The sequence below is a fragment of the Mesorhizobium sp. M1338 genome, assembly GCF_040318045.1.
Lineage (GTDB): Bacteria > Pseudomonadota > Alphaproteobacteria > Rhizobiales > Rhizobiaceae > Mesorhizobium.
Window position 1 is genome coordinate 1 of sequence record NZ_JAMYLL010000055.1, and the last position, 20,423, is coordinate 20,423.

24 protein-coding genes and 1 pseudogene are annotated in these 20,423 nt (G+C 61.5%); 19 read left to right on the forward strand and 6 right to left on the reverse strand.

The window, feature by feature from the left end:
- Positions 1 to 367: 367 nt before the first annotated feature.
- From NKH19_RS28785 to NKH19_RS28805, 4 genes are all read left to right on the forward strand, one after another.
- The gene (locus NKH19_RS28785; RefSeq protein WP_352873047.1) at positions 368 to 661 is read left to right on the forward strand and encodes a type II toxin-antitoxin system RelE/ParE family toxin; all 294 of its coding nucleotides are present in this window, start codon (positions 368 to 370) and stop codon (positions 659 to 661) included.
- Entirely contained in the window at positions 658 to 1,266 is a 609-nt protein-coding gene (locus NKH19_RS28790) for an addiction module antidote protein (protein ID WP_352873048.1), read from the forward strand. The genes NKH19_RS28785 and NKH19_RS28790 overlap by 4 nt, the downstream gene beginning before the upstream one ends.
- A 643-nt stretch (positions 1,267 to 1,909) precedes the next feature.
- Entirely contained in the window at positions 1,910 to 2,167 is a 258-nt protein-coding gene (locus tag NKH19_RS28800; RefSeq protein ID WP_352873051.1) for a PepSY domain-containing protein, read from the forward strand.
- Positions 2,168 to 2,556: 389 nt separating this feature from the next.
- The gene (locus NKH19_RS28805) at positions 2,557 to 3,039 is read left to right on the forward strand and encodes a hypothetical protein (RefSeq protein ID WP_352873053.1); all 483 of its coding nucleotides are present in this window, start codon (positions 2,557 to 2,559) and stop codon (positions 3,037 to 3,039) included.
- 63 nt (positions 3,040 to 3,102) lie between these two features.
- On the opposite strand, the gene NKH19_RS28810 is transcribed toward NKH19_RS28805, so the two are convergent.
- The gene (locus tag NKH19_RS28810; protein ID WP_352873054.1) at positions 3,103 to 4,983 is read right to left on the reverse strand and encodes a L,D-transpeptidase family protein; all 1,881 of its coding nucleotides are present in this window, start codon (positions 4,981 to 4,983) and stop codon (positions 3,103 to 3,105) included.
- 262 nt (positions 4,984 to 5,245) lie between these two features.
- On the opposite strand from NKH19_RS28810, the gene NKH19_RS28815 reads away from it, so the two are divergent.
- A complete protein-coding gene (locus NKH19_RS28815) occupies positions 5,246 to 5,641 on the forward strand; it encodes a rhodanese-like domain-containing protein (RefSeq protein WP_352873056.1) in 396 nt (131 codons plus the stop codon).
- 13 nt (positions 5,642 to 5,654) lie between these two features.
- Here NKH19_RS28815 and NKH19_RS28820 read toward each other — a convergent pair whose 3' ends face one another.
- A complete protein-coding gene (locus NKH19_RS28820; protein WP_352873058.1) occupies positions 5,655 to 6,563 on the reverse strand; it encodes an alpha/beta hydrolase in 909 nt (302 codons plus the stop codon).
- 47 nt (positions 6,564 to 6,610) lie between these two features.
- On the opposite strand from NKH19_RS28820, the gene NKH19_RS28825 reads away from it, so the two are divergent.
- Positions 6,611 to 7,063, forward strand: a complete 453-nt coding sequence (locus NKH19_RS28825) for a MarR family winged helix-turn-helix transcriptional regulator (protein WP_352873060.1) — start codon at positions 6,611 to 6,613, stop codon at positions 7,061 to 7,063.
- Between the two features lie 19 nt (positions 7,064 to 7,082).
- Here NKH19_RS28825 and NKH19_RS28830 read toward each other — a convergent pair whose 3' ends face one another.
- Together NKH19_RS28830 and NKH19_RS28835 are read right to left on the reverse strand one after the other, a co-directional pair.
- Positions 7,083 to 7,694, reverse strand: coding sequence for a pyridoxamine 5'-phosphate oxidase family protein (locus NKH19_RS28830; protein ID WP_352873062.1), 612 nt, complete (start codon positions 7,692 to 7,694; stop codon positions 7,083 to 7,085).
- A gap of 72 nt (positions 7,695 to 7,766) precedes the next feature.
- Positions 7,767 to 8,120, reverse strand: a complete 354-nt coding sequence (locus NKH19_RS28835) for a gamma-butyrobetaine hydroxylase family protein (RefSeq protein WP_352873064.1) — start codon at positions 8,118 to 8,120, stop codon at positions 7,767 to 7,769.
- A 200-nt stretch (positions 8,121 to 8,320) separates the two neighbouring features.
- Here NKH19_RS28835 and moaA point away from each other — a divergent pair, with 200 nt between their 5' ends.
- The 12 genes and pseudogenes from moaA (at position 8,321) to NKH19_RS28895 (ending at position 17,393) form a co-directional block, all read left to right on the forward strand.
- The gene (gene moaA, locus NKH19_RS28840) at positions 8,321 to 9,316 is read left to right on the forward strand and encodes a GTP 3',8-cyclase MoaA (RefSeq protein WP_352873066.1); all 996 of its coding nucleotides are present in this window, start codon (positions 8,321 to 8,323) and stop codon (positions 9,314 to 9,316) included.
- 57 nt (positions 9,317 to 9,373) lie between these two features.
- Positions 9,374 to 9,847, forward strand: a complete 474-nt coding sequence (locus NKH19_RS28845; protein ID WP_352873067.1) for a hypothetical protein — start codon at positions 9,374 to 9,376, stop codon at positions 9,845 to 9,847.
- Between the two features lie 152 nt (positions 9,848 to 9,999).
- Positions 10,000 to 10,359: a hypothetical protein gene (locus NKH19_RS28850; RefSeq protein WP_352873068.1), complete on the forward strand. Its 360-nt coding sequence runs from the start codon at positions 10,000 to 10,002 to the stop codon at positions 10,357 to 10,359.
- A 121-nt stretch (positions 10,360 to 10,480) separates the two neighbouring features.
- Positions 10,481 to 11,401, forward strand: a complete 921-nt coding sequence (locus NKH19_RS28855) for a DMT family transporter (protein ID WP_352873069.1) — start codon at positions 10,481 to 10,483, stop codon at positions 11,399 to 11,401.
- Between the two features lie 56 nt (positions 11,402 to 11,457).
- Positions 11,458 to 12,075, forward strand: a pseudogene (gene mobA / locus NKH19_RS28860) (molybdenum cofactor guanylyltransferase MobA); the annotation flags it as partial.
- Between the two features lie 9 nt (positions 12,076 to 12,084).
- The gene (gene mobB, locus NKH19_RS28865; RefSeq protein WP_352873092.1) at positions 12,085 to 12,594 is read left to right on the forward strand and encodes a molybdopterin-guanine dinucleotide biosynthesis protein B; all 510 of its coding nucleotides are present in this window, start codon (positions 12,085 to 12,087) and stop codon (positions 12,592 to 12,594) included.
- A gap of 156 nt (positions 12,595 to 12,750) precedes the next feature.
- Entirely contained in the window at positions 12,751 to 13,536 is a 786-nt protein-coding gene (locus tag NKH19_RS28870; protein ID WP_352983338.1) for an ABC transporter substrate-binding protein, read from the forward strand.
- 80 nt (positions 13,537 to 13,616) lie between these two features.
- Positions 13,617 to 14,336: an ABC transporter permease gene (locus tag NKH19_RS28875; RefSeq protein WP_352873070.1), complete on the forward strand. Its 720-nt coding sequence runs from the start codon at positions 13,617 to 13,619 to the stop codon at positions 14,334 to 14,336.
- On the forward strand, positions 14,333 to 15,154 hold the full coding sequence (locus tag NKH19_RS28880; RefSeq protein WP_352873071.1) for an ABC transporter permease: 822 nt from the start codon (positions 14,333 to 14,335) through the stop codon (positions 15,152 to 15,154). The genes NKH19_RS28875 and NKH19_RS28880 overlap by 4 nt, the downstream gene beginning before the upstream one ends.
- Positions 15,155 to 15,265: 111 nt before the next feature.
- Complete coding sequence (locus tag NKH19_RS28885) at positions 15,266 to 16,135, forward strand: NAD(P)-dependent oxidoreductase (protein WP_352873072.1); 870 nt, start codon at positions 15,266 to 15,268, stop codon at positions 16,133 to 16,135.
- A gap of 12 nt (positions 16,136 to 16,147) precedes the next feature.
- Complete coding sequence (locus NKH19_RS28890; RefSeq protein WP_352873094.1) at positions 16,148 to 16,852, forward strand: DNA alkylation repair protein; 705 nt, start codon at positions 16,148 to 16,150, stop codon at positions 16,850 to 16,852.
- Complete coding sequence (locus tag NKH19_RS28895; RefSeq protein ID WP_352873073.1) at positions 16,812 to 17,393, forward strand: GNAT family N-acetyltransferase; 582 nt, start codon at positions 16,812 to 16,814, stop codon at positions 17,391 to 17,393. Before NKH19_RS28890 ends, NKH19_RS28895 begins: the two co-directional genes overlap by 41 nt.
- An 85-nt stretch (positions 17,394 to 17,478) precedes the next feature.
- Here the strand turns inward: NKH19_RS28895 and NKH19_RS28900 are convergent, their stop codons facing one another.
- Positions 17,479 to 18,831, reverse strand: coding sequence for a DUF7986 domain-containing protein (locus NKH19_RS28900; protein ID WP_352873074.1), 1,353 nt, complete (start codon positions 18,829 to 18,831; stop codon positions 17,479 to 17,481).
- A 310-nt stretch (positions 18,832 to 19,141) separates the two neighbouring features.
- Here NKH19_RS28900 and NKH19_RS28905 point away from each other — a divergent pair, with 310 nt between their 5' ends.
- The gene (locus NKH19_RS28905) at positions 19,142 to 19,708 is read left to right on the forward strand and encodes a DUF3299 domain-containing protein (RefSeq protein ID WP_352873076.1); all 567 of its coding nucleotides are present in this window, start codon (positions 19,142 to 19,144) and stop codon (positions 19,706 to 19,708) included.
- A 27-nt stretch (positions 19,709 to 19,735) separates the two neighbouring features.
- Here the strand turns inward: NKH19_RS28905 and NKH19_RS28910 are convergent, their stop codons facing one another.
- Positions 19,736 to 20,227: an Lrp/AsnC family transcriptional regulator gene (locus NKH19_RS28910; RefSeq protein ID WP_006205209.1), complete on the reverse strand. Its 492-nt coding sequence runs from the start codon at positions 20,225 to 20,227 to the stop codon at positions 19,736 to 19,738.
- Between the last annotated feature and the right edge of the window lie 196 nt (positions 20,228 to 20,423).

The window sequence follows — 20,423 nt, forward strand, 5'->3', positions numbered from 1 at the left end:
GATTGAAACGAAAAGTGGCGGCGTGGGACGACGAATTCCTCGTAAGCGTCATCTCACGATAATTAACTCACCCGATTCCCCTGGGACGCGACCACACTGTCTGCTGACAAAATGTATCCGCTCCCGCGGCTCGCCCTCCTAGAACTGGCCGGTTGAGGGCTCTGAAAGCCAACGGTCGCGCACGGATGCGGGACCCCACATGACGGCCCCCCAAGGGCCAGCCGATAACCCGGGGGCACCCGCCGGACTCTTCAACCGCCGTCTGCGGTGCCGGCGCAGTGGCTGCGGCTAAGCAAGGCACTTGCAGGTAACCCTTGCGCGTTTTCTAGCGTGCCTATATTGTGGCCTATAGGCGACAGGGCAATGAATGGAAATCCGCCAGACCAAGGTCTATGCCAAATGGTATGGTGACTTGCCAAATGCCGCGCGCGGTCGCATCGACGCCCGCATTTTTCGTGTCCGGCATACCGGCCATTTTGGCGATACGAAGCCGGTGGGCGAGAGCGTTAGTGAAATGCGCGTCGATCACGGGCCAGGCTATCGCATCTACTTCGCCTGCCACGGCGATGCTGTGGTGCTGTTGCTGTGCGGTGGCGACAAGGGCAGTCAAAGGCGCGATATCGCAAGGGCGAAGAAACTCGCGCAGGAGTATTTTGAATGACAGTTGAAACGACAGCTTGGGATGTCAGCAAGAACCTCGATAACGAGGAAACCATTGCGCATTTCCTCGACGAGATTTTCGCCGATGGCGATCCCGCGCTGATGGCGGCGGCACTCGGCGAGATCGCCCGTGCGCGCGGTATGACGCAGATCGCCAAGGCTGCCGGGCTATCCCGCGAAAGCCTCTACCGGGCACTCGACAGCAAGGGCCGTCCCGAATTTGCGACTGTTATCAAGGTGGTTCACGCGATGGGTCTGCGCTTGAGCATCGAGGCCGTCGAGCCGCCTGCATCGGAGACCGGATCACGCTGGTCGACTGCGGACTCCGCTTCTGTGCGTTCCAAGGTTTACCGCAAGCGGGACGTGGCGGTTGCCGCCGCAAAAAAACATACTGCCGCCAAAGCAATGCCGCGTGCTTTTGCCAACCCGGCAAGGCCTGTGGCCGCCTCTGTTCTCACTGCCCGCGCTGCGAAGCCTGCCATTGCAAAGGCTCCAGCCGCCAAAGCAGCGACGAAGTCGAAAGCTCCGAAAGCTGCCGCCAAAGCGGCGACGAAGCTCGGCGCGGCCAGAAGCGGCAGCCGACCAATCGCGAAGCGCAAGGCCTGAAGGGGGCCCCCACAAGCCACCCCTCACCCCGCCTGCCAATTAACCCGGGGGCGGAGCGATCTGTGGACGACAACATCGCCCGCCATGCCTTCGCGCACCCCAGCGGCAAGTGTGGCCTTAAGTCGCAACAATTGGCTTCCGAAAGCAGGGCCCCGGGCTTCATTCACGCTGCGACCAACACCATATGGTGATCCACAGCCCTCCAAAACGAGAGAAGCTCGCCCTGACGCGGTCGCACCGCGGCCGTCAGCGGGCAATGACTATGAACTAGGAACCTGAAAAACCATGCCTGAAAATATCAGACCAACTTCGAGAGACGTCCCACTCATTCAACTGGGCGTCTATCAGTGCCGCTTCCCGGTGAGCGAAGACCGGTCAGTACCCGGCGGTTATCGTTTTTGTGCTGGGCCAACTTCGCCGGATCGCGTCTATTGCGATCACCACCACGGCATCGTGACCGCCGTCGACCCTCGTCGAACCCGTTCAGGTCTCCACCCCGCTCAACGACGCGCCGCGTAAGTTAGGCGGGCGGCAGCCCCTCGAACAGGTAGCAAGCCGGTCGGCTGAGATGGCCCGGCATGCCACCCGCGGAACAAACCGGCATGGCAGCGAGTTTCTGTCCCAGGAAAGTTGAGGGAAAACCATGTCCAGATTGCTCCTGGCGACCAGCGTCGCCGTTCTTCTCGCCGGCGGGCCGGCCTTTGCCGCGGACGATGCTCCGCTGCCGCCGTCCAATGCCAAGAAACTGTCTGACATTCTCGCCAAGGTCGAGAAGCGCGACGGCTTTCTCTATGTGAAGGAGGTCGACTGGGATAGCGGCGCCTACACCGTCACCTACTACACGTCGGACAAGGCCAAGGTTGAGATCAATTATGATCCCGTGACGGGCGAGCCAAAATAAGGGTCGTCGTCGGAGGCCGTTCGGACGCGAATCATTGGCCACTCCCAGCCGTTGCCATCGGTCTTTCCGGGCGCTCGCGCCGCCCCTCACCTGCCTGCCGGCATCCTCTCCCCGTATAGCGACGGGGAGAGGGACGCTCGCCGCCGATTTCGCCAATTGTCAGCGCTTCAGCGCTGTAGAAAGGCTCCGGCGCCGCGGCCATCCTCTTTCTCCCCGTCACTATACGGGGAGAAATGTCCGGCAGGACAATGAGGGGCGGCGCCGACTTCGACAATTGGCGCTCTCCGCCACGAGTTGGAAACGGTCGCTGGCCTGAGGCGATTGCCCTGCCTCCCCTTGCGCCAGATCGCCTTTGATGGCTGACTGTGGGTTAGGCGCCGCATTGGGGGATGGGCATGGCGACCGCGAAACACGTGATGAAGCGCATATTGATGATGCTGGCCGGCTACTTCGTGTCGGTTCTGGTCGGCCTGATCGCCATCGCGGCGATCTATGCCGTGCTCAGTTCCTTGCCCAACTCGCCCGGCTATTTCGACTTCATGGGCGTCTCGCCGATCGCGGTCCTGCTGGTCCCGCCACTCGGCATGTTCGTCTATTTCCTGACGATTGTCGTGACCGCGCTGCAGACGCTGATCTTCGCGCTGATCGCCGAGTTCTTCTCGCTGCGCAATGTGCTGCTGCACATGGTTTTCGGCGCCGCCGCCGCGGTTGGCGGTTTCGCCCTGATCTGGCCGAGTGCGCCGGAGGACATGGACCCGGAGCGCTGGGTCGACATCGGCATCATCGCCGCCGCCGGCCTTGTCGCCGGGTTGCTCTATTGGCTGATCGCCGGGCGGGACGCCGGCTTCCGGCGGCCGCTGCTGGAGCGCTAATGCATGTCGCCCAAAAGTGGGCAGCGGTTTTGGGACAACGACATGCATAAAGAAATTTTTCATTCAACTCGTCGGTGAGCGCACCGCCTCGGTGGCGTCCAAGGCCTGCTTCAGCCGCGAGTCGCGGTCGTAGACATCGTCGAAATATTCGACCTTGCCGGACAGGTCAGGCCAGGCGGTGAAATAGGCGACATAGACCGGGATCGTGCGTGTCACATTCTCGGTCGCGTGGCCGTGCTTCAGCTTCTCGGCGATATAGTCGACCGAGGTACCGAGCACCGCCGCCGCCATGCCGCGTGGATCCTGCAGCCGCACGCAGCCATGGCTGAGCGCGCGCATGTCACGCTCAAAGAAGGATTTCTGCGGCGTGTCGTGCATGTAGATCGCGTGCTTGTTGGGGAACAGGATCTTCAGTTCGCCCAGCGCATTGGCCTCGCTCGGCTGCTGGCGCACGCTGTAGGGGATGTTCGAGCCATAGGCGCCCCAGTCGACCGCCGACGACGGAATACGCTTGCCGCGCGAATCCGTCACCTCGTAGCCGGCCCGGTCGAGATAGCCGGGATCGTTGCGCAGCCTGGGCAGCATTTCGTTGACGATGATCGACTGCGGCACGCCCCAATAGGGATGGAAATCGACCTGCTTGATCTGGTCGTAGAAGAAGGCGGTCTGGTTAGTGGTCCGGCCGACGACGACACGCGTCTTCAGCTTTTCCTCGCCATTGTCGATATAGCTCGCGGTGAAGGCCGGCTGGTTGATGAAGACCCGCGGGCTGCCGAGATCGGAAGGCAGCCAGCGCAGTTCCTCCAGCGCCACTTCCACCTTCAGCAGCTTGTCGGCCTTGGATGTTCCGGCCAGCGACGCAACGGTGCGCGGACCGATGACGCCATCGCCCTTCATGCCTGCCTTTTGCTGCACGGCCTTGATGATCGGAATGAGTTCCGGGTCGTAGACTTCGCTGGTCGCCAGCCTGGACAGGATTTCGCCATAGGCGCCGCCCATCTCGTCATCGAGATTGCGCGCGATCAGGGTCAGCAGCTTCGGCAGTTCAGGGCTGGTTTCGCCCGGCTTCAGCAACAGCTTGGGGTCGACGACGATTTCGTTTTCCGCACTTGCCTGCAAGGATTCCAGTTCGACGCGCAGCGCCTGGTATTCCGCATTCTGCGGATGCCGCGATTCGAGATAGGTGCGCACCTCCTGGGTATGCGCCAGCGTTTTCAGCACGCCTTGCAAGTCGAGCGGCTTGGCCGGGAAATCGTAGTAGCCGGTCATGCGGTTGGGCTCGACGCGGCCGTTCTGGGCGTCGTGGGCATAGCGCAGCACGCGCGCCGACAGCGCCATCTCGAAACGGACGAGCTCTTTCAGCTGCGCATTGGGGTCGGCCGAAGATGCACCGGCGGCGGGCACTTCGACCGTGTAGTCGGCGGGCGTGAGACCATAGCTTGAAGCCTCGCCAAGGACGCGCACCGCATCCTGAGCACGGCTGTTGAGGCTGGTTCCCGTCACCCAGATGAAATCCGGATTGGCCGAGTAGTAGGCGATCAGCGCCTTGGCGATGTCGGGTTCGGCATAGAGTTCGTAATCACTCAAGCTGGCAACCGCATCCCGAAACGCAGCAACCGTCACTGACGGCACGAAAGCCGCATCCTGCGGCACCGCCGGCTCCGGCGTCGCCGCCAGCGCCGAGAAGTCGACGCGAACCAGACGATCGGCCTTGTAGGTGTAATAGGACGGGCCGCTGATTCTCACGCTGCCACCGCCGCCCGGCGCTTTGGGCTTATTCTTCGGTGGTGGCGGCGGAAACTCGCCTTGCGGCGCGTGCTTGACGCCGCCGCCGAAAAGCATGTCGAAGAGGCCCTGCGCGCCTGCTTGCGGCACACCGAAAGCGAGCGTTGCCGTGATCGCCATCAGCGGCATCACGGCCGCCTTGTTTCCGAGGAATTTCATGGATCACCCGCTCCCGGCCGCAGCCGGTTCCCGTTCCGCACGCTAGATCGTCCCGCTCACCGCATGGCGGATGTAAGGCGCGACTATACTGATTCATACCGATTTCGTTAAGCTTTCATAAATTTTGGAACGTCTGTTGCAGAACGGTTTCACAACATCGTGACGGCTGGAGCGAGGGTGCTTGCGCTCCGGCACCGACGCGGCGTGACAAACGCCGGCCGGTGTGATCGAAATTCGCCAGCAAGCCGGGAGGGATGAAAGCGTGAAAAAGGGTTATCGCGAACTGCTGGACGAGGCGAACGCCGAGATCGAGGTGGTTTCTCCTGAGGAAGCAGCCGGGCTGCTCGACGAGGAAGACACAATCTTCGTCGATCTGCGCGACCCTCGCGAGGTGGAACGCGACGGCCGGATTCCCGGCGCCAAACATGTCACCCGCGGCATGCTGGAATTCTGGATCGATCCCGAAAGCCCGTACCACAAGCCGTTCTTCGCCTCGGGAAAGAGCTTCGTCTTCTTCTGCGCCGGCGGCTGGCGTTCGGCGCTGGCCACCAAGACAGCGCAGGACATGGGGCTTGCGCCGGTCAAGCACATCCTTGGCGGCTACACCGCCTGGAAGGCGGCCGGACTGCCGATCGAACCCGGCGAGAAGAAGAAATAATTTCGATCGACGCTCAGTGCAGCAGCGTCGGCTCGCGATGCGTCACGAAGCCGACCGCGCGTTCGACCACACCCTTGTCCGCAAGGATACGGCGGTGGCCGAGCCCGTCGGCCCAGTAGAGCCGCACATGGCCGCCTGCGCCGGCGTAGCGCTTTGCATGGTCGGCCGAAACTTCGCGATCGTCCTGCGCATGGATGACCAGGGTCGGCACCGGCGCCTGGGCGAGCTGGCGGTCGCCGGTGAATTCGTGCAGCGGCCGGCCGGAAAGATGCTCGACCCGGTCCGCCATGGCGGCTTGCGAGCGCGGGCCGACATTGAGCATGCGGCTGAAGTCGGCAAAGATCGCCGGCAGGGAGCTAGGCGCCGCGATCAGCACCAGGCGTCCGGCGGCCAGCGGCGGGATGTTCTTGACCGAGCCGGCGATGGCATTGGCGGCGACCGCGCCGCCGAAAGAATGACCGACCGCCGCCACGAAGGGGCCGAACCACTCGCCGGCAACCCGCACCGCATCGACGGCATTGACCATGTTGAGCCGCCTGCCCTGCGACTGGCCGTGGCCGGGCAGATCGAGCGAAACGACCCTATGGCCGGCGGCGCGATAGCCTTCGATCAGCGCGCGCATATATTCGGTGCGCGAGCGCCAGCCATGGACGACAAGCACCGTGCCGGCGGCCGCCCTGCCCGGCTCCGGCCGGAACTCGTGCGCCATGACGCAGCCGGTCGCGGTCTTCAGCCGGTGATGACGCGCCTCGGTCATGAACTCCGCCGCACGGTCGATGGCGCGCCGTTCACCATCGCTGAGCGCCTTGACGTTCGGCGTGCGACAGAACAATTCGAACGCCGCGCGTCCGGTGAGCCGCGGCGCGACACGCTCGGCCGCACCGAACACGCCCCGGATGACCTTCAGCCCGAATGATGCCATAGTGAGAATCCATCCATACGTTCAAGCATGAACATAATAGTTCAAAGATGAACAATAAACAAGAGCTACCTTGGGACAACCCGCGTTTTCGCAACTGGGTCGCGGTGGCGCGCGCCTGTCATGTGCTTGAACGCACGCTGGCGGTGAAGCTGGGGCCGCTCGACTTGAAGCCGGCGCAGCTCGACGTGCTGATGAACCTCTACCGACATCCCGGCATGTCGCAGCACGACCTTGCCCGCAAGCTGCTCGTCGGTCGCTCCAACATCACCATGCTTTTGCCGCAGCTGGAGGCGCGTGGCCTGCTGCGCCGCGAGGGCGACGAGAAGGACAAGCGCATCCTGCGGCTCGCGCTCACCGAGGCCGGCGAGGCGCTGCTGATGCAGGCGCTGAAAGTGCATATGGCGCTGATCGAGAAGGCGATGAGCCAGTCGACACCGGAACAGTGCGACATGATCGGCGATCAGATGCGCAAGATCTATGAGGTGCTGAAGGAGGCGTAGCGGCTCTTTCAGCCCAGACTTACCACATCGTCTTCTTCGCCCGCTCCGGCCATTCCTTGTCGTAGGTCTCGCCGTCGATGCTCTTGCGACTGGTGATTTCCAGGATTTGTCCGGGCGTCGGCAACGACTTCGGGTCGACATGCCTCGCCGGATTCCAGAGCTCGGAGCGGACGATGGCACGGGCGCATTGGAAGTAGACCGAATCGATGTCGACGACGGTTACCGATCGCGCCGCCCTGCCTTCGACCGTGAATGACGCGCATAGCGTTGTATCCGTGGTGATATGAGCGCGACCATTGACGCGCAGCGTCGTGCCCGATCCCGGCACCAGGAACAGCAGGCCGACGCGCGGGTCGCGGATGATGTTTCGAAGCGAATCGGCACGGTTGTTGCCGCGACGGTCCGGCATCATCAGGGTTTTCGGATCGCGGATGCGCACGAAGCCGGCGAGATCGCCGCGCGGCGAACAGTCCAGACCCTCCGGGCCACTGGTCGCCAGCGCGACAAAGGGCGAGGCTTCGATGAAGGCGGCATATTCCGGGATGACGTGGTCGAGTTCCTTGACCAGCGAGGCCTCGCCTGGAACGCCATAGAGCGCATCGAGCTGCTCGACCGTGGTGATGACGGACATCTTTTTCGTCTCCAAACCTTCGCTGGCGCTACCCCACTTCGATGACGCTTTGACGACAATGGCGGCGCCAGCCTAGCGGTCCCGGCTCAAGCCCTTTTCCGCAAGCTCGGCGAGATAGGCGTTCCAGCGCGCATCCTTCTCGTGGCCGAGCGTGTGCAGGTAATTCCAGGTGAAGATGCCGGTGTCGTGGAAATCGTCGAAGGTGATACGCACGGCATAGTTGCCGACCGGCTCGATCTTCAAGATAGCGACATTGCGCTTGCCGGGAACCGTCACCCGCTGTTCGGGCGAATGGCCTTGCACCTCGGCCGATGGCGAGGCGACGCGCAGCAGTTCCGCCGGCAGTTCGAAGGGCTGGTGATCGGGAAAGGTGACGGACAGCAGTTTGCGGTCCTTCGAGACCCGGAGTTCCTTCGGCGCGGTCATGCTGTTCGATCCCGTGTCATTCACCCCTTCCCTACGCCGCTTCGTCAAACGGGAGAAGGTCTGATAAAGCCGACCGACATGCTATGTCGGCGCAGGGATGTTACCAAAGATCTACAGCCGCTATCTTGAATGAACGGCTGGATCGTATCACATAGCGGTATATAACGACGCCGTTCACGGCCACGGGAAGCGTTTGAAGCATGGACATGATCGACCCTTTCGGTCGCACGATCAGCTATCTCCGGGTGTCGGTCACCGACCGCTGCGATTTTCGCTGCACCTATTGCATGGCCGAGGACATGGCCTTCCTGCCGAAGAAGGACCTGCTGTCGCTGGAAGAACTCGACCGGCTCTGCGGTGTCTTCATCGAAAAGGGCGTCAGGAAATTGCGCCTCACCGGCGGTGAGCCGCTGGTGCGCAAGAACATCATGCATCTGGTGCGCCAGCTGTCGCGGCATCTCGAAAGCGGCGCGCTGGAAGAACTGACGTTGACCACCAACGGCTCGCAACTGTCGCGCTTTGCCGCCGAACTCGCCGATTGCGGCGTCAGGCGCATCAACGTCTCGCTCGATACGCTCGATGCCGACAAGTTCCACAAGATCACCCGCTGGGGTCATCTCGACAAGGTAATGCAAGGCATCGATGCCGCGCAGGCGGCCGGGTTGAAGGTCAAGCTCAACGCGGTGGCGCTGAAGGATTTCAACGACGCCGAGCTGCCCGGGATGATGCGCTGGGCGCATGGCCGCGGCATGGACCTGACGGTCATCGAAACCATGCCGATGGGCGAGATCGATGCCGACCGCACGGACCAGTATTTGCCGCTGTCGCTGCTGCGCGCGTCGCTGGAGCGCCAGTTCACGCTGACCGACATTCCCTTCAAGACGGGCGGCCCAGCCCGCTACGTCCATGTCGCCGAGACCGGCGGACGCCTTGGCTTCATCACGCCGATGACGCATAATTTCTGCGAGAGCTGCAACCGCGTCCGGCTGACCTGCACCGGCACGCTGTACATGTGCCTCGGCCAGGAAGACGCCGCCGACCTGCGCGCGCCCTTGCGGGCCTCCGAAGGCAACGAACTGGTCGCTGACGCCATCGACGAAGCGATCGGCCGCAAGCCGAAAGGCCACGACTTCATCATCGACCGCCGCACCAGCCGCCCATCGGTGTCGCGGCATATGAGTGTGACGGGCGGCTGATTCTTTACTGAATTCGTGCAAGATTGCCTTCCTGGTCATTTGGCTTGGAGGCGAGACATGCGGCGACGTTCTTCATCCCTGGCGTTTGTCACAGCAATTGCAGCGACCAGTGCGGTCGCCGCGCCGTTCACCTATGTGAACGAGCGCTTCGGCACCGTCTGCACGTTCCCCGATGAGATCTTCACCGATCGCCAGCCCGAGCCGGATAATGGCGACGGACAGGAATGGCTGAGTGCCGATGGCGCCAGCCTGATCTGCTCGGGCATCCTCAACATCGACGACGATACGCCGAAGGGTTTTGTGGCAGCCGAGAAGGCCAGCGACGAAGCCGGCTACATGGTCACCTACAGCAAGTCCGGCAAGGATTGGGCGGTGTTGTCTGGGTTGAAGGGCGGAAAGATCTTTTACGAGCGGCGCCTGTTCGGCAGGGATGGCGTCATCCGCACGGTCCGGATCGACTACCCGCCAGCCCTCAAGTCGAAATACGACCCGCTTGTCGGCGCCATCGCCGGCAGTCTCAAGGAGCCATGAGAGTTTGGGGGACCATGAGCGTTTCGGGACCGTGAGCATTTCGGCCACACCGCGAACAAATCCTTATCCGCGAATGCTCCGCTGATTTACCGTTGGTCCGTTCCGGCCTAGCCTTCCGCTTGGGACGGTTTCATCCAACGGGGGAATACATCATGCGCAAACTCGTTCTTTCTCTTGCACTGCTTGGCCTCGCTTCCGTGCCAGCGGCCGCCCAGTCGATCGGCGGAACCTATACGGTCGCCGGCACCAACTTCGACGGCTCCGCCTATGGCGGCGAGGCAACCATCGCGCTGACCAGCGGAACGACCTGCACGATCCACTGGGAGACGGGCGGCTCATCTTCCGACGGCATCTGCATGCGCAACGATGACGCCTTCTCCGCCGGCTATGTCATGGACAAGGATATCGGCCTCGTCGTCTACAAGGTGATGGACGACGGCTCGCTGCACGGCCTATGGACGATCGCCGGCAAGGAAGGCAATGGCACCGAGGTGCTGACGCCGAAAAAGTAGGTTCCGCCGCCATCGCAGGCGATCTCCTGGGCCACAAACAGGGCTGTGGCCCAGCCCTTTGCTGTTGCTGTTTCATGCCCGGCTGTTACAGGCTTGCCGCAAAGCAGAACCGGTAGTCGTCTTGCCCCTGTCTCCAAATCTTCGCGGCGCGTTGTTCATGATGGTGGCGATGGCCGGCTTCACGCTCAATGACGCCATCACCAAATACTCGTCGCAATCGATGAACATGGCGCAAGTCATGCTGATCCGTGGAGCTTTCGCTTCGCTTTTCGTCGGCCTCCTCGCCTGGCAGCGCGGCGCGCTCGCTCGCCCGGGCTCGATGCTGCAGCCGCTGGTGGCCATGCGCGTGATCGGCGAGGCCGGCGCAACGGTGAGTTTTCTCGTCGCCCTCGCCCATTTGCCGATCGCCAATGTTTCGGCGGTGCTGCAGGCGCTGCCGCTGGCGGTGACGATGGGGGCGGCACTTGTCTTCGGCGAGGCTGTCGGCTGGCGGCGCTGGCTGGCGATCGCCATCGGATTTGCCGGCGTGCTGATCATCGTGCGGCCTGGCTTCGAAGGGTTCAGCATCTACTCGCTGTCGGCGCTGGCCAGCGTCGCTTGTTGTGCGGTGCGCGATCTCAGCACCAAGCGCATTCCCAAGGCTATTCCGACCCTCCTGGTTTCGACCGCCACCGCGCTTGCCATGACCATGGTCGGCGCGGCGCTGTTGTCGCCGATGGGCGGCTGGACACCGATGACGGGCAACAGCACGGCTTTGTTGGCCTTGGCCGCGGTGCTTGTGCTCATCGGCTACCAGTTCATCATCATGGCGATGCGCTCGGGCGACATCTCCTTCATCGCGCCGTTCCGCTACACGGCCCTGATCTGGTCGATCCTGCTTGGCCTGTTCATCTTCGCCGATATTCCCGATCTGCCGATGATCGTCGGTGCCACGATCATCATCGGCTCCGGCCTCTATGCGCTTTACCGCGAGCGAGTGGTCGGCCGGCGAAAGATCGTCGCCGAAAGCACCGGACCGTCGATGGTTCCGGACGGGATCTAGCCTGTTCATTTGAAGGTTCTTGCGATTCCCAGCGGCTGGCGTACAGGCTCCATGGCATGAAACGAGATGTTGCGGGGATCATTCTGGCCGGCGGCCAATCGAGACGGATGGGCGGTGGCGACAAGACCCTGTTGCCCCTTGGCAGCGGCTCCGTGCTCGACCAGGTCGTTTCGCGCTTTGGCCCGCAGATCGGCCCTCTCGCGCTTAGCGCCAACGGCGATCCGGCGCGGTTCTCGCGCTTTGGACTGCCGGTGCTTGCCGACACGGTGACCGGCTTTGCCGGGCCGCTTGCCGGAATCCTCACCGGCCTCGAATGGGCCGTTGCCAACACGGCTTGCGAGGCGATCGTCACAGCCGCCGGCGACACGCCCTTCCTGCCGCTGGATCTTGTCGAGCGACTGGCGGTCGCCACCGATCAAAATCCAGGTTCGATTGCTGTCGCTTGCTCGGGCGGCAAGCGGCACCCGACCTTCGCGCTCTGGCCTACAGACTGTCGCGACGGCCTGCGGCAGTTTCTCGTCGATGAGGACAACAGGCGGGTTTCGGCTTTCATCGACCGGCACGGTTTTGTCGAAGTGGAATTCCCGCTTCTTCCATCGGCGGGTCACCCGGTCGACCCCTTTTTCAACATCAACCAGCCTGATGATCTTGTCGCTGCCGAAGGTCTGTTGCAGCATGAAATCATGAACAGACGTGTCTTCGGCATCACCGGTTGGAAAAACTCCGGCAAGACGACATTGACCGAAAAGCTGGTCACCGAACTTGTCCGGCGCGGCTGGAAAGTATCGACGGTGAAACACGCTCACCACGATTTCGACATCGACAAGCCGGGTGCCGACAGCTACCGCCATAGGCAGGCCGGCGCCACGGAAGTCGCGATCGTCTCGGGAACCCGCTGGGCGCTGATGCACGAGCTGCGCGGTGAGGATGAGCCGACGCTGGAGGTGATTCTATCACGGCTCGCGCCTTGCGACCTGGTGCTGGTCGAGGGCTACAAGCGCGAGGCCCACCGCAAGATCGAAACCCGCCGGCTGGACGCGAAAGACCGCACGCCGCTTTCGGCAAGTGATCCCAATATCGTCGCCGTCGCCGCCGATTTCGCGGCTGAAGGCGGTTCCCTGCCGGTGTTCGATCTCGACGATACAAAGTCGATAGCCGACTTCATCGAGCGCACCACGGGGCTCGCTGGCTGAGCGCTGACGCAGCGGCGGAATAGCCTTCCCAACCTTTGTGGTTTTGCAGTTGCTTTTTTCTTGGAAAGAGTGGGAGTATCGCGCCAGCGGGCGGCCAAAAGCACCGCCCACAGAGCCGTTTGGAACGACGGCCGGGACCACAAAGAGAGGATTATCATGCGTATTGCACTGCGTATCGCGCTCGCCGCTTCGGCCGCGCTGTTGACGCTCGGCTTAGCCCAGGCCCAGGAAAAGACCCTGAGGATCGGCACCGAAGGCGCCTACCCGCCATTCAACAACCTCACCGCCGATGGCCAGCTCGTCGGCTTCGACATCGACATCGCAAAGGCGCTTTGTGATGAAATGAAGGTCAAGTGCACCTTCGTCGCCCAGGATTGGGACGGCATCATTCCCGCCCTTCAGGCCGGCAAGTTCGACGCCATCGTCGCCTCGATGTCGATCACCCCAGAGCGGCTGGAGAAGGTCGACTTCTCGCACAAATACTACAACACGCCGTCAGCGCTCGCCGTGCCGAAGGACAGCACGCTGAAAGGCGTGACCAAGGAAGATCTCGCCGGCAAGACCATCGGCGTGGCCACCACCACCACGCATTTCAACTATGCCTCGAAAACCTACACCGACAGCACCGTCAAGGGCTATCCGAGCAGCCCCGAGGAGCAGGCAGATCTTGCCAATGGTCGTCTCGACGCCATCGAGGACGATATCGTCGTGCTGCAGCAGTGGCTGGATTCGCCCGATGGCGCCTGCTGCAAGATCCTCGGCCAGCCGTCGCCGCAACCAGTCGAGATCTTCGGGCCAGGCGCCGGCATTGCCGTGCGCAAGGGCGAGACCGACCTGGTCAACAAGCTCAACACGGCCATCGACGCCATCCGCGCCAATGGAAAATACAAGGAAATCAACGACAAGTACTTCAAGTTCGACGTCTACGGCGCCGAGTCCTGATAAATTAGGGTGAGGACGGCGGGGAACTCTCCGCCGTCTTTCTATTCGTCTCGGGAACGCCGTGGAGATAAGACCTGTCGATGCCAGCCCAGAGCATATGGACACTTCTCAGTTGGGGACCCGATGGCTGGCTTGACGATATCGCCTATGGCGCACTGATTACCGTTGCGCTTGCGCTTGCCACGCTGCCCATCGGATTGACGATCGGCTTTTTCATTGCACTCGCCAAGCAGTCCGAAGAGCCTTCGCTGCGCCTTGCCGCCAATATCTACACCACGGTGTTTCGCGGCCTGCCGGAGTTGGTAACGCTTTTCCTGTTCTTCTTCGGCATGCCGATACTGCTGCAGCATCTCGTCAGGTATTTCTGGCCGGACGCCACCATCGACGTCAACAGCTTCGTCGCCGGCATGATCGTGCTTGCGCTGATCTTCTCGTCCTATGCCAGCGAGGTTTTCCTTTCGGCCTTCCGCGCCATACCGAAGGGCCAGTACGAGGGCGGCTACGCCATCGGGCTTTCCAACTGGCTGACCATGCGCAAGGTGATCGTGCCGCAGCTGCTGCGCATCGCGTTTCCCGGACTGGAGAATTGCTGGCTCAGCCTGCTCAAGGACACGTCGCTCGTATCGGTCGTCGGCCTCGCCGAGACGCTGCGCAATGCCAGCATTGCCGCCCGCGTCACCAAGCACGCTTTCCTGTTCTTCGGCGTGGCCTCCCTGGTCTTTCTTGGCCTTGCCGTCGTGTCGTCCTTCGCCACCGGCGCAATTCTGCGCTCGCTTGGCCGGCGGGAGGCACAGCGATGAGCGCCACAGCCGTCATCGTCGAGCGGCCGCCGCCCCAGGCGCGGGGTTGGCCGCGCAGGCGTATCGCCGGTTATGCGCTGGTCTGCCTGTGGATTCTATTCGGCGCAGGCATCGTCAGCTATCTGGTCGTTGCCTGGAACGCCGATTTCTTCGCCAAATATGCGCCGGCCTATTTGCAAGGGCTTGGGGTAACGCTCTCGCTGGTTTCCATATCGATGGTGCTCGGCGCGATACTTTCGGTGCCTGTCGCTTATGGGCGCATGTCCAGCAACCGGATCCTGTCCGGCCTCGCCTATTGCTATGTCTATTTCTTCCGCGGCACGCCGCTGCTGGTTCAGACCTACCTAGTCTACTATGGATTGGGCTCGTTCAGGGTCGAACTCCAGTCGGTCGGCCTCTGGGACTTTTTCAAGGACGCGTTCAATTGCGGCGTCTTTGCCTTTGCGCTCAACACCACCGCCTACCAGGCCGAGATTCTACGCGGCGCCATCGAGAGCGTGCCTCGCGGGCAATGGGAAGGGGCAGCATCGCTCGGCCTGCACAAACTGCAGACATTGCGCAAGATCATCCTGCCGCAAGCCTTGATCGTCGCCTTGCGGCCGTATGGCAACGAACTGATCCTGATGGTCAAGGCGTCCGCCATCGTCGCCATCATCACGGTCTATGATCTGATGGGCAATGCAAAGCTCGCCTTCGCCAACTCGTTCGACATTCAGGCCTATATCTGGGTCGCTCTCGTCTATCTTGTGATGGTCGAGATCCTGCGCCATGGCGTTGAATGGATCGAGCGCCGGATCACCGTTCACCTGAAACGCTGATCATTTTCAATTGGCTGCACCAGTCGATCTGGTCACACGCGTCTTGACGAATTGAGCGCAGAGCCTAGAGCTTTCGCGGCAAATTTCGTTTCCATTCTGAAGGGCAAGCTCATGGCATCTGTGGCATTTCTCGGTCTTGGCGTAATGGGCTATCCGATGGCCGGGCACTTGAGGAACAAGGGTGGCCACGACGTCACGGTCTACAACCGCACCAAGGCCAAGGCAGAGCAGTGGGTCGGCCAGCATGGCGGCAGCCTCGCGGCGACGCCGGCGCAAGCAGCCGAGGGCAAGGATTTTGTCTTCTCCTGCGTTGGCAATGACGACGATTTGCGCTCGGTGACGACGGGTCCCGAAGGCGCCTTCACATCGATGAAGAAGGGTTCGGTCTTCATCGACAACACCACGGCCTCGGCCGAGGTCGCACGCGAGCTGGCGGCGGAGGCGCAAGCGCGCGGCTTTTCGTTCCTTGATGCACCGGTCTCCGGCGGCCAGGCCGGCGCCGAGAATGGCGTGCTGACCGTCATGGTCGGTGGTGAGCAGGACGCTTTCGACAGGGCCAGGCTTGTCATCGACGCTTTTGCCCGCATGGTTGGCCTGATGGGGTCGGCCGGTGCTGGTCAGCTCACCAAGATGATCAACCAGATCACCATCGCCGGCCTCGTGCAGGGGCTGGCCGAAGGCATCCATTTCGGCAAGAAGGCCGGGCTCGACATCGAGAAGGTGATCGAGGTCATCTCCAAGGGCGCGGCCGGTTCCTGGCAGATGGAGAACCGCCACAAGACGATGAATGCCGGCAAGTATGATTTCGGCTTCGCCGTCGATTGGATGCGCAAGGACCTTGGCATCTGCCTGGCGGAAGCCGACCGCAACGGTGCCAAATTGCCGGTGACCGCGCTTGTCGATCAGTTTTACAAGGACGTGCAGGCAATGGGCGGTAAGCGCTGGGATACGTCCTCGCTGCTGGCGCGGCTGGAAAAATAGGCTTTTATGGCGATGCCCCTGCCCGATCCAGACTGGACCGCGGATGAGATCGTCGCCCACCTCAGGGCAATCGGCACCGCGGAGAATCGAGCCGGCTTGGCGCGGTTCGGCATCAACATCGCGACGGCGCTCGGCGTCGGCAATTCGGACCTGCGGCCGCTCGCCCGCAAGCTGAAGCGCAACAACGAACGGGGTCTGATGCTGTGGGACACCGGTATTCGCGAGGCGCGGCTTGTGGCGGCGTTCACCGGCGAGCCGAAAGAGATCACCATCGAACAGTGCCGCCGCTGGGCTGGCGACTTCGATTCTTGGGAGGTCGTCGACACTGTCTCGGACCTGTTCGCTGATACGCCGTTCTGGCGCCAGCTGATTGAAGAGTTCGCCCATGACGAGCGCGAATTCGTCCGTCGGACCGCCTTCGCCATGCTGGCATGGGCAGCGGTGCATTTGAAGAAGGAACCGGACGAGACGTTCCTGTCCTATCTGCCGCTGATCGAGGCCCATGCAAGTGATCCTCGCAACTTCGTCAGGAAGGCGGTCAACTGGGCGCTGCGGCAAATCGGCAAGCGATCGGTGAGCCTGCATGCTCCTGCCCTTGCCGTGGCGCGGAAGCTTGCCATGTCAACCGACAAGACCGCGCGCTGGATCGGCAAGGATGCGGTGAAGGAACTATCGGATGCCAGGACGATCGAGCGCCTCGCCGCCAGGAAGAGCTGAAGGACGCAAAATCAGCTTCACGGAAGTGACGCGCTCGACACGCGCCGATTTCGAAAACCTGTTCGAACAGCCGGGCGCGCCGAAATATTGCTGGTGCATGGCCTGGCGCCATCTGCCCAGCCGCGAGCATGTCCAGAACGACAAGAAGAAACGGGCCATGATGGCGCTTGTCGGTGCCGGCACGCCGGTCGGCATTCTCGCCCATATTGACGGCAAGACCGTCGGTTGGTGCTCGGTCGCGCCACGCCAGACCTATCGCAGGCTTTCCCGGCAGCAAGACGATAGCGAGACGGATATCTGGTCGATCGTCTGCTTTTACGTGCCAAGGGCTATGCGCGGCGGCGGGCTGGCTGCCGCACTGCTCGACGCGGCCATAGATCACGCCTTTGCCAAGGGCGCCAGCACGATCGAGGCTTATCCGGTCGATCAGGCGTCGCCGAGCTACAGCTTCATGGGCCTTCGCGACATGTTTGCGGCGCGCGGTTTCAACGAGACCGGGATGGCCGGATCTCGCAGACATGTAATGCGGCTCAAGCGTTGACGCTGGAATGAGATGCGTTCGAATTGAAAGCGCATCGCTCCATCTATTTTGTTTCGCTGTCTCCGCGGCTCCAGTTGATTGCGGGCTATCGACGCAGGTCGTGAACGCCGAGTTCTTTCCAAACCCATTCGAAATTGTAGGTGGCCATGGGATCGGTTGGGTCCGGCTGCTTGACGGTTTGGTTTTCCATGTATTTGAGCCACTCGACGACCTTCTGGCGACCAGCGGCGGTTTTGACGGCCTGACGCGGTGTTTTATTTCCCAGCATTGCGACCGGCAGGTCCAGCGTTTCAAGATAGTGCCGATCCAAGAACTCATGAACGCCTTGTTTGATGACTTCGGGCGGCAGACTCGATTGCTTTTCGGTATGATTGCCCGGCCGCGCGGCCGTCATCTGCTCGACAGTACGGATATCGGTAAGAGGCGTCTGGACAAGATCGCCAAGGGCCTGCCGGATCAGGGCCGTCCCCTTTGTTGCTCGCGCAGCGGAATTGGTGGACAGTTTCAGGAAAGGACCCGTCAGCTCGACATTGCCCAACACGCTCAAACCGTCGTCCATCGTGGCGTCGAGAGTAGCTGCGTTCCCCCTCTTTGGGTTGTCCCTGTTTCCCGGCGTCTCTTCCAGCCAGTTCCAGAATTTCACATTTTCCTGCCACATGCCCGGAATGCTGTTCAATCGGGCAGCGATATCCCGCTGTATCGCCCCGGATGCCAAGGGGAAGCAGACATCGTGGAAAACGATATCGTCGCCATGATTGTTTCGCAGCAATGGCCTGGTCATCGCCCTGTTGAGGGTGTCGTACAACCAGGACAGAGTGAACATGGACGCTGCCGCCTGCAGCTCTTCATTCTTCAAGGCAGGTATTTTTTTTGCATTTTTTTTGCCGAACGTGCCCCGCAGCACATCGAACAGCGTCTCCGCGGCTTGCGGGGTGAACGGCAAAACGCCGCCGGCAAGAACGTTCTTCCCCATGACAGGTACGATCCGTGCAGCAATCCTGTCCCACTGTTTCAACGTCTTCGTGGCGGTGCCCTCGCTAACGGTGATGGGTTCACCTCCGCGGATAAGGTCCCGCGCCGCAAGAGATTGTCCAGGTACGACGTTGCTTACTTCGTACAGGCTCATGACGGAGGTCCGTAACGCCATCATATAAGCCTTGGATCGGGCGTTTTGCTTCCAGCCTCGACGCTTGACATAGTCATCGACCATGTTGCCGGGTTCACCCTCGAAGTCTTGGGTCAGAAAGTCCTCGAAGGCGCAGCCCCAAACGGTCATTGCCCAGACCTCGCCGAGGATTTCGGTGAGGTCTTCGAAATCCATGTCGCAGGCATCGAGGACGGGGCCGAGATGATCGTCAAGCACCTCTTCGAAACATCCGCGCCATTCCACACGGGTAAGGAATTTCATCAGCCCTTTGAGATCATCGCTGGTTGGCATGGTACTTCTCCATGTTCTGGCGAGGCCGTGGACGAACGTATGCGGCCGGCTATGGCCGCTCTATTTTTTGCTCCGCTGTCGCGACCGGGCAAGGCACTTTCGGCGCTTTCCCAAGCATTTATTCGTGTCATGCTTCCCGCGAGGTCGCTGCGAGACCCCGATAGCGCACCACCCTCACAGCGGCGCTCGAATTGCGCGCAAGAGCGAAAGTGTGGATTGAGGTACAGTGCGATCCGGCATCTGCAAAAATGCTCTCGAATCACGACGGTTTGACTCGATCCGGGCAGCAGGTTGGCGAAGAATGGAGCCCATGAACAATCGCTTGAAATCAGGTGTGATCCTGGCTGCCGCATTTGGCGTTTCCATCGGCCAGGCCTCGGCCGAGACCGCGCATATATTCTGGAAGGATCTGCGCCCGGCTGCGCAAGCAGCCGCCGAAAATGTCGGGCTGCCGATGATCGCGGCAAAATTGCCGGACCACGGCGAGACGCTGTCCCTCGATCTGCAGGACAAAAGCATTCAGTTGGCCGGCTATGCATTGCCCGTCGATCGCGACGGCGACCTTGTCTATCAGTTCCTGCTGGTGCCGTGGACGGGTGCCTGCAGCCACATGCCGACGCCGCCGCCCAACCAGATCGTATTGGTCACGCCTGCTCGCCCCTACAAGATGTCGGAAGCTTATCAGCCGGTCGCGGTCACCGGTGCGCTGAAGCCGGAGATGGAGAAGAGCCAGCTGTTCATTCTCGACGGCGTCAGCGTCGTCCAGTCGGGCTACAGCGTCCGCAAGGCAGAGGTCGTCGCTGCCGACAGCGTGCCGGACACCGTCACGCTGCCAGTAAATTCGCCCTGGAGTTTCCTCAACAAAAAGAAAGATTAAGCGGGAGAACCTTGCGCAAGGGTCAGCTCAGGCGGCGTTGGCGCCCGACTCCTTGTCCAGCACCATGTAGTCAAGCGGGATTTCGGTGGTGTACTTGATCTGCTCCATGGCGAAGGACGACGACACGTCACGGATTTCGATCTTGGCGATCAGCCGCTTGTAGAACGCATCATAGGCGGCGATGTCCGGCACCACGACGCGCAGGAGATAGTCGACGTCGCCGCTCATGCGGTAGAACTCGACCACCTCGGGAAACTCCTGGATGACTTCCGAGAAGCGCCTCAGCCACTCATGACTATGCGAATTGGTGCGGATCGACACGAAGACGGTGACGCGCACATTAACCTTTTCATGGTCGAGAATGGCGACACGCCGCTTGATGACGCCCTCTTCCTCGAGCTTCTGGATGCGCCGCCAGCAAGGCGTCGTCGACAGCCCGACTTTCTTGGCGACATCGGCGACCGCGAGTGTCGCGTCCTCCTGCAACAGGCGGAGAATTTTTCTATCGAGGCGATCCATCGAGTGCTCCCTGGTGCATGTCGCCCAAAAGTGCGTAGCGGTTTTGGGATAACGACATGCGTAAGACAAAAATTCAAAGCGCGTCGCGTGCCCTCGGGCGCGACGCGCTTGGGAATAGATTGGCTATATTCCCCCTTATTTCGACCTTTCACAAGAAAGAAATTCTGTCAATATGGCGAAAAGCGAGTGATTTCTT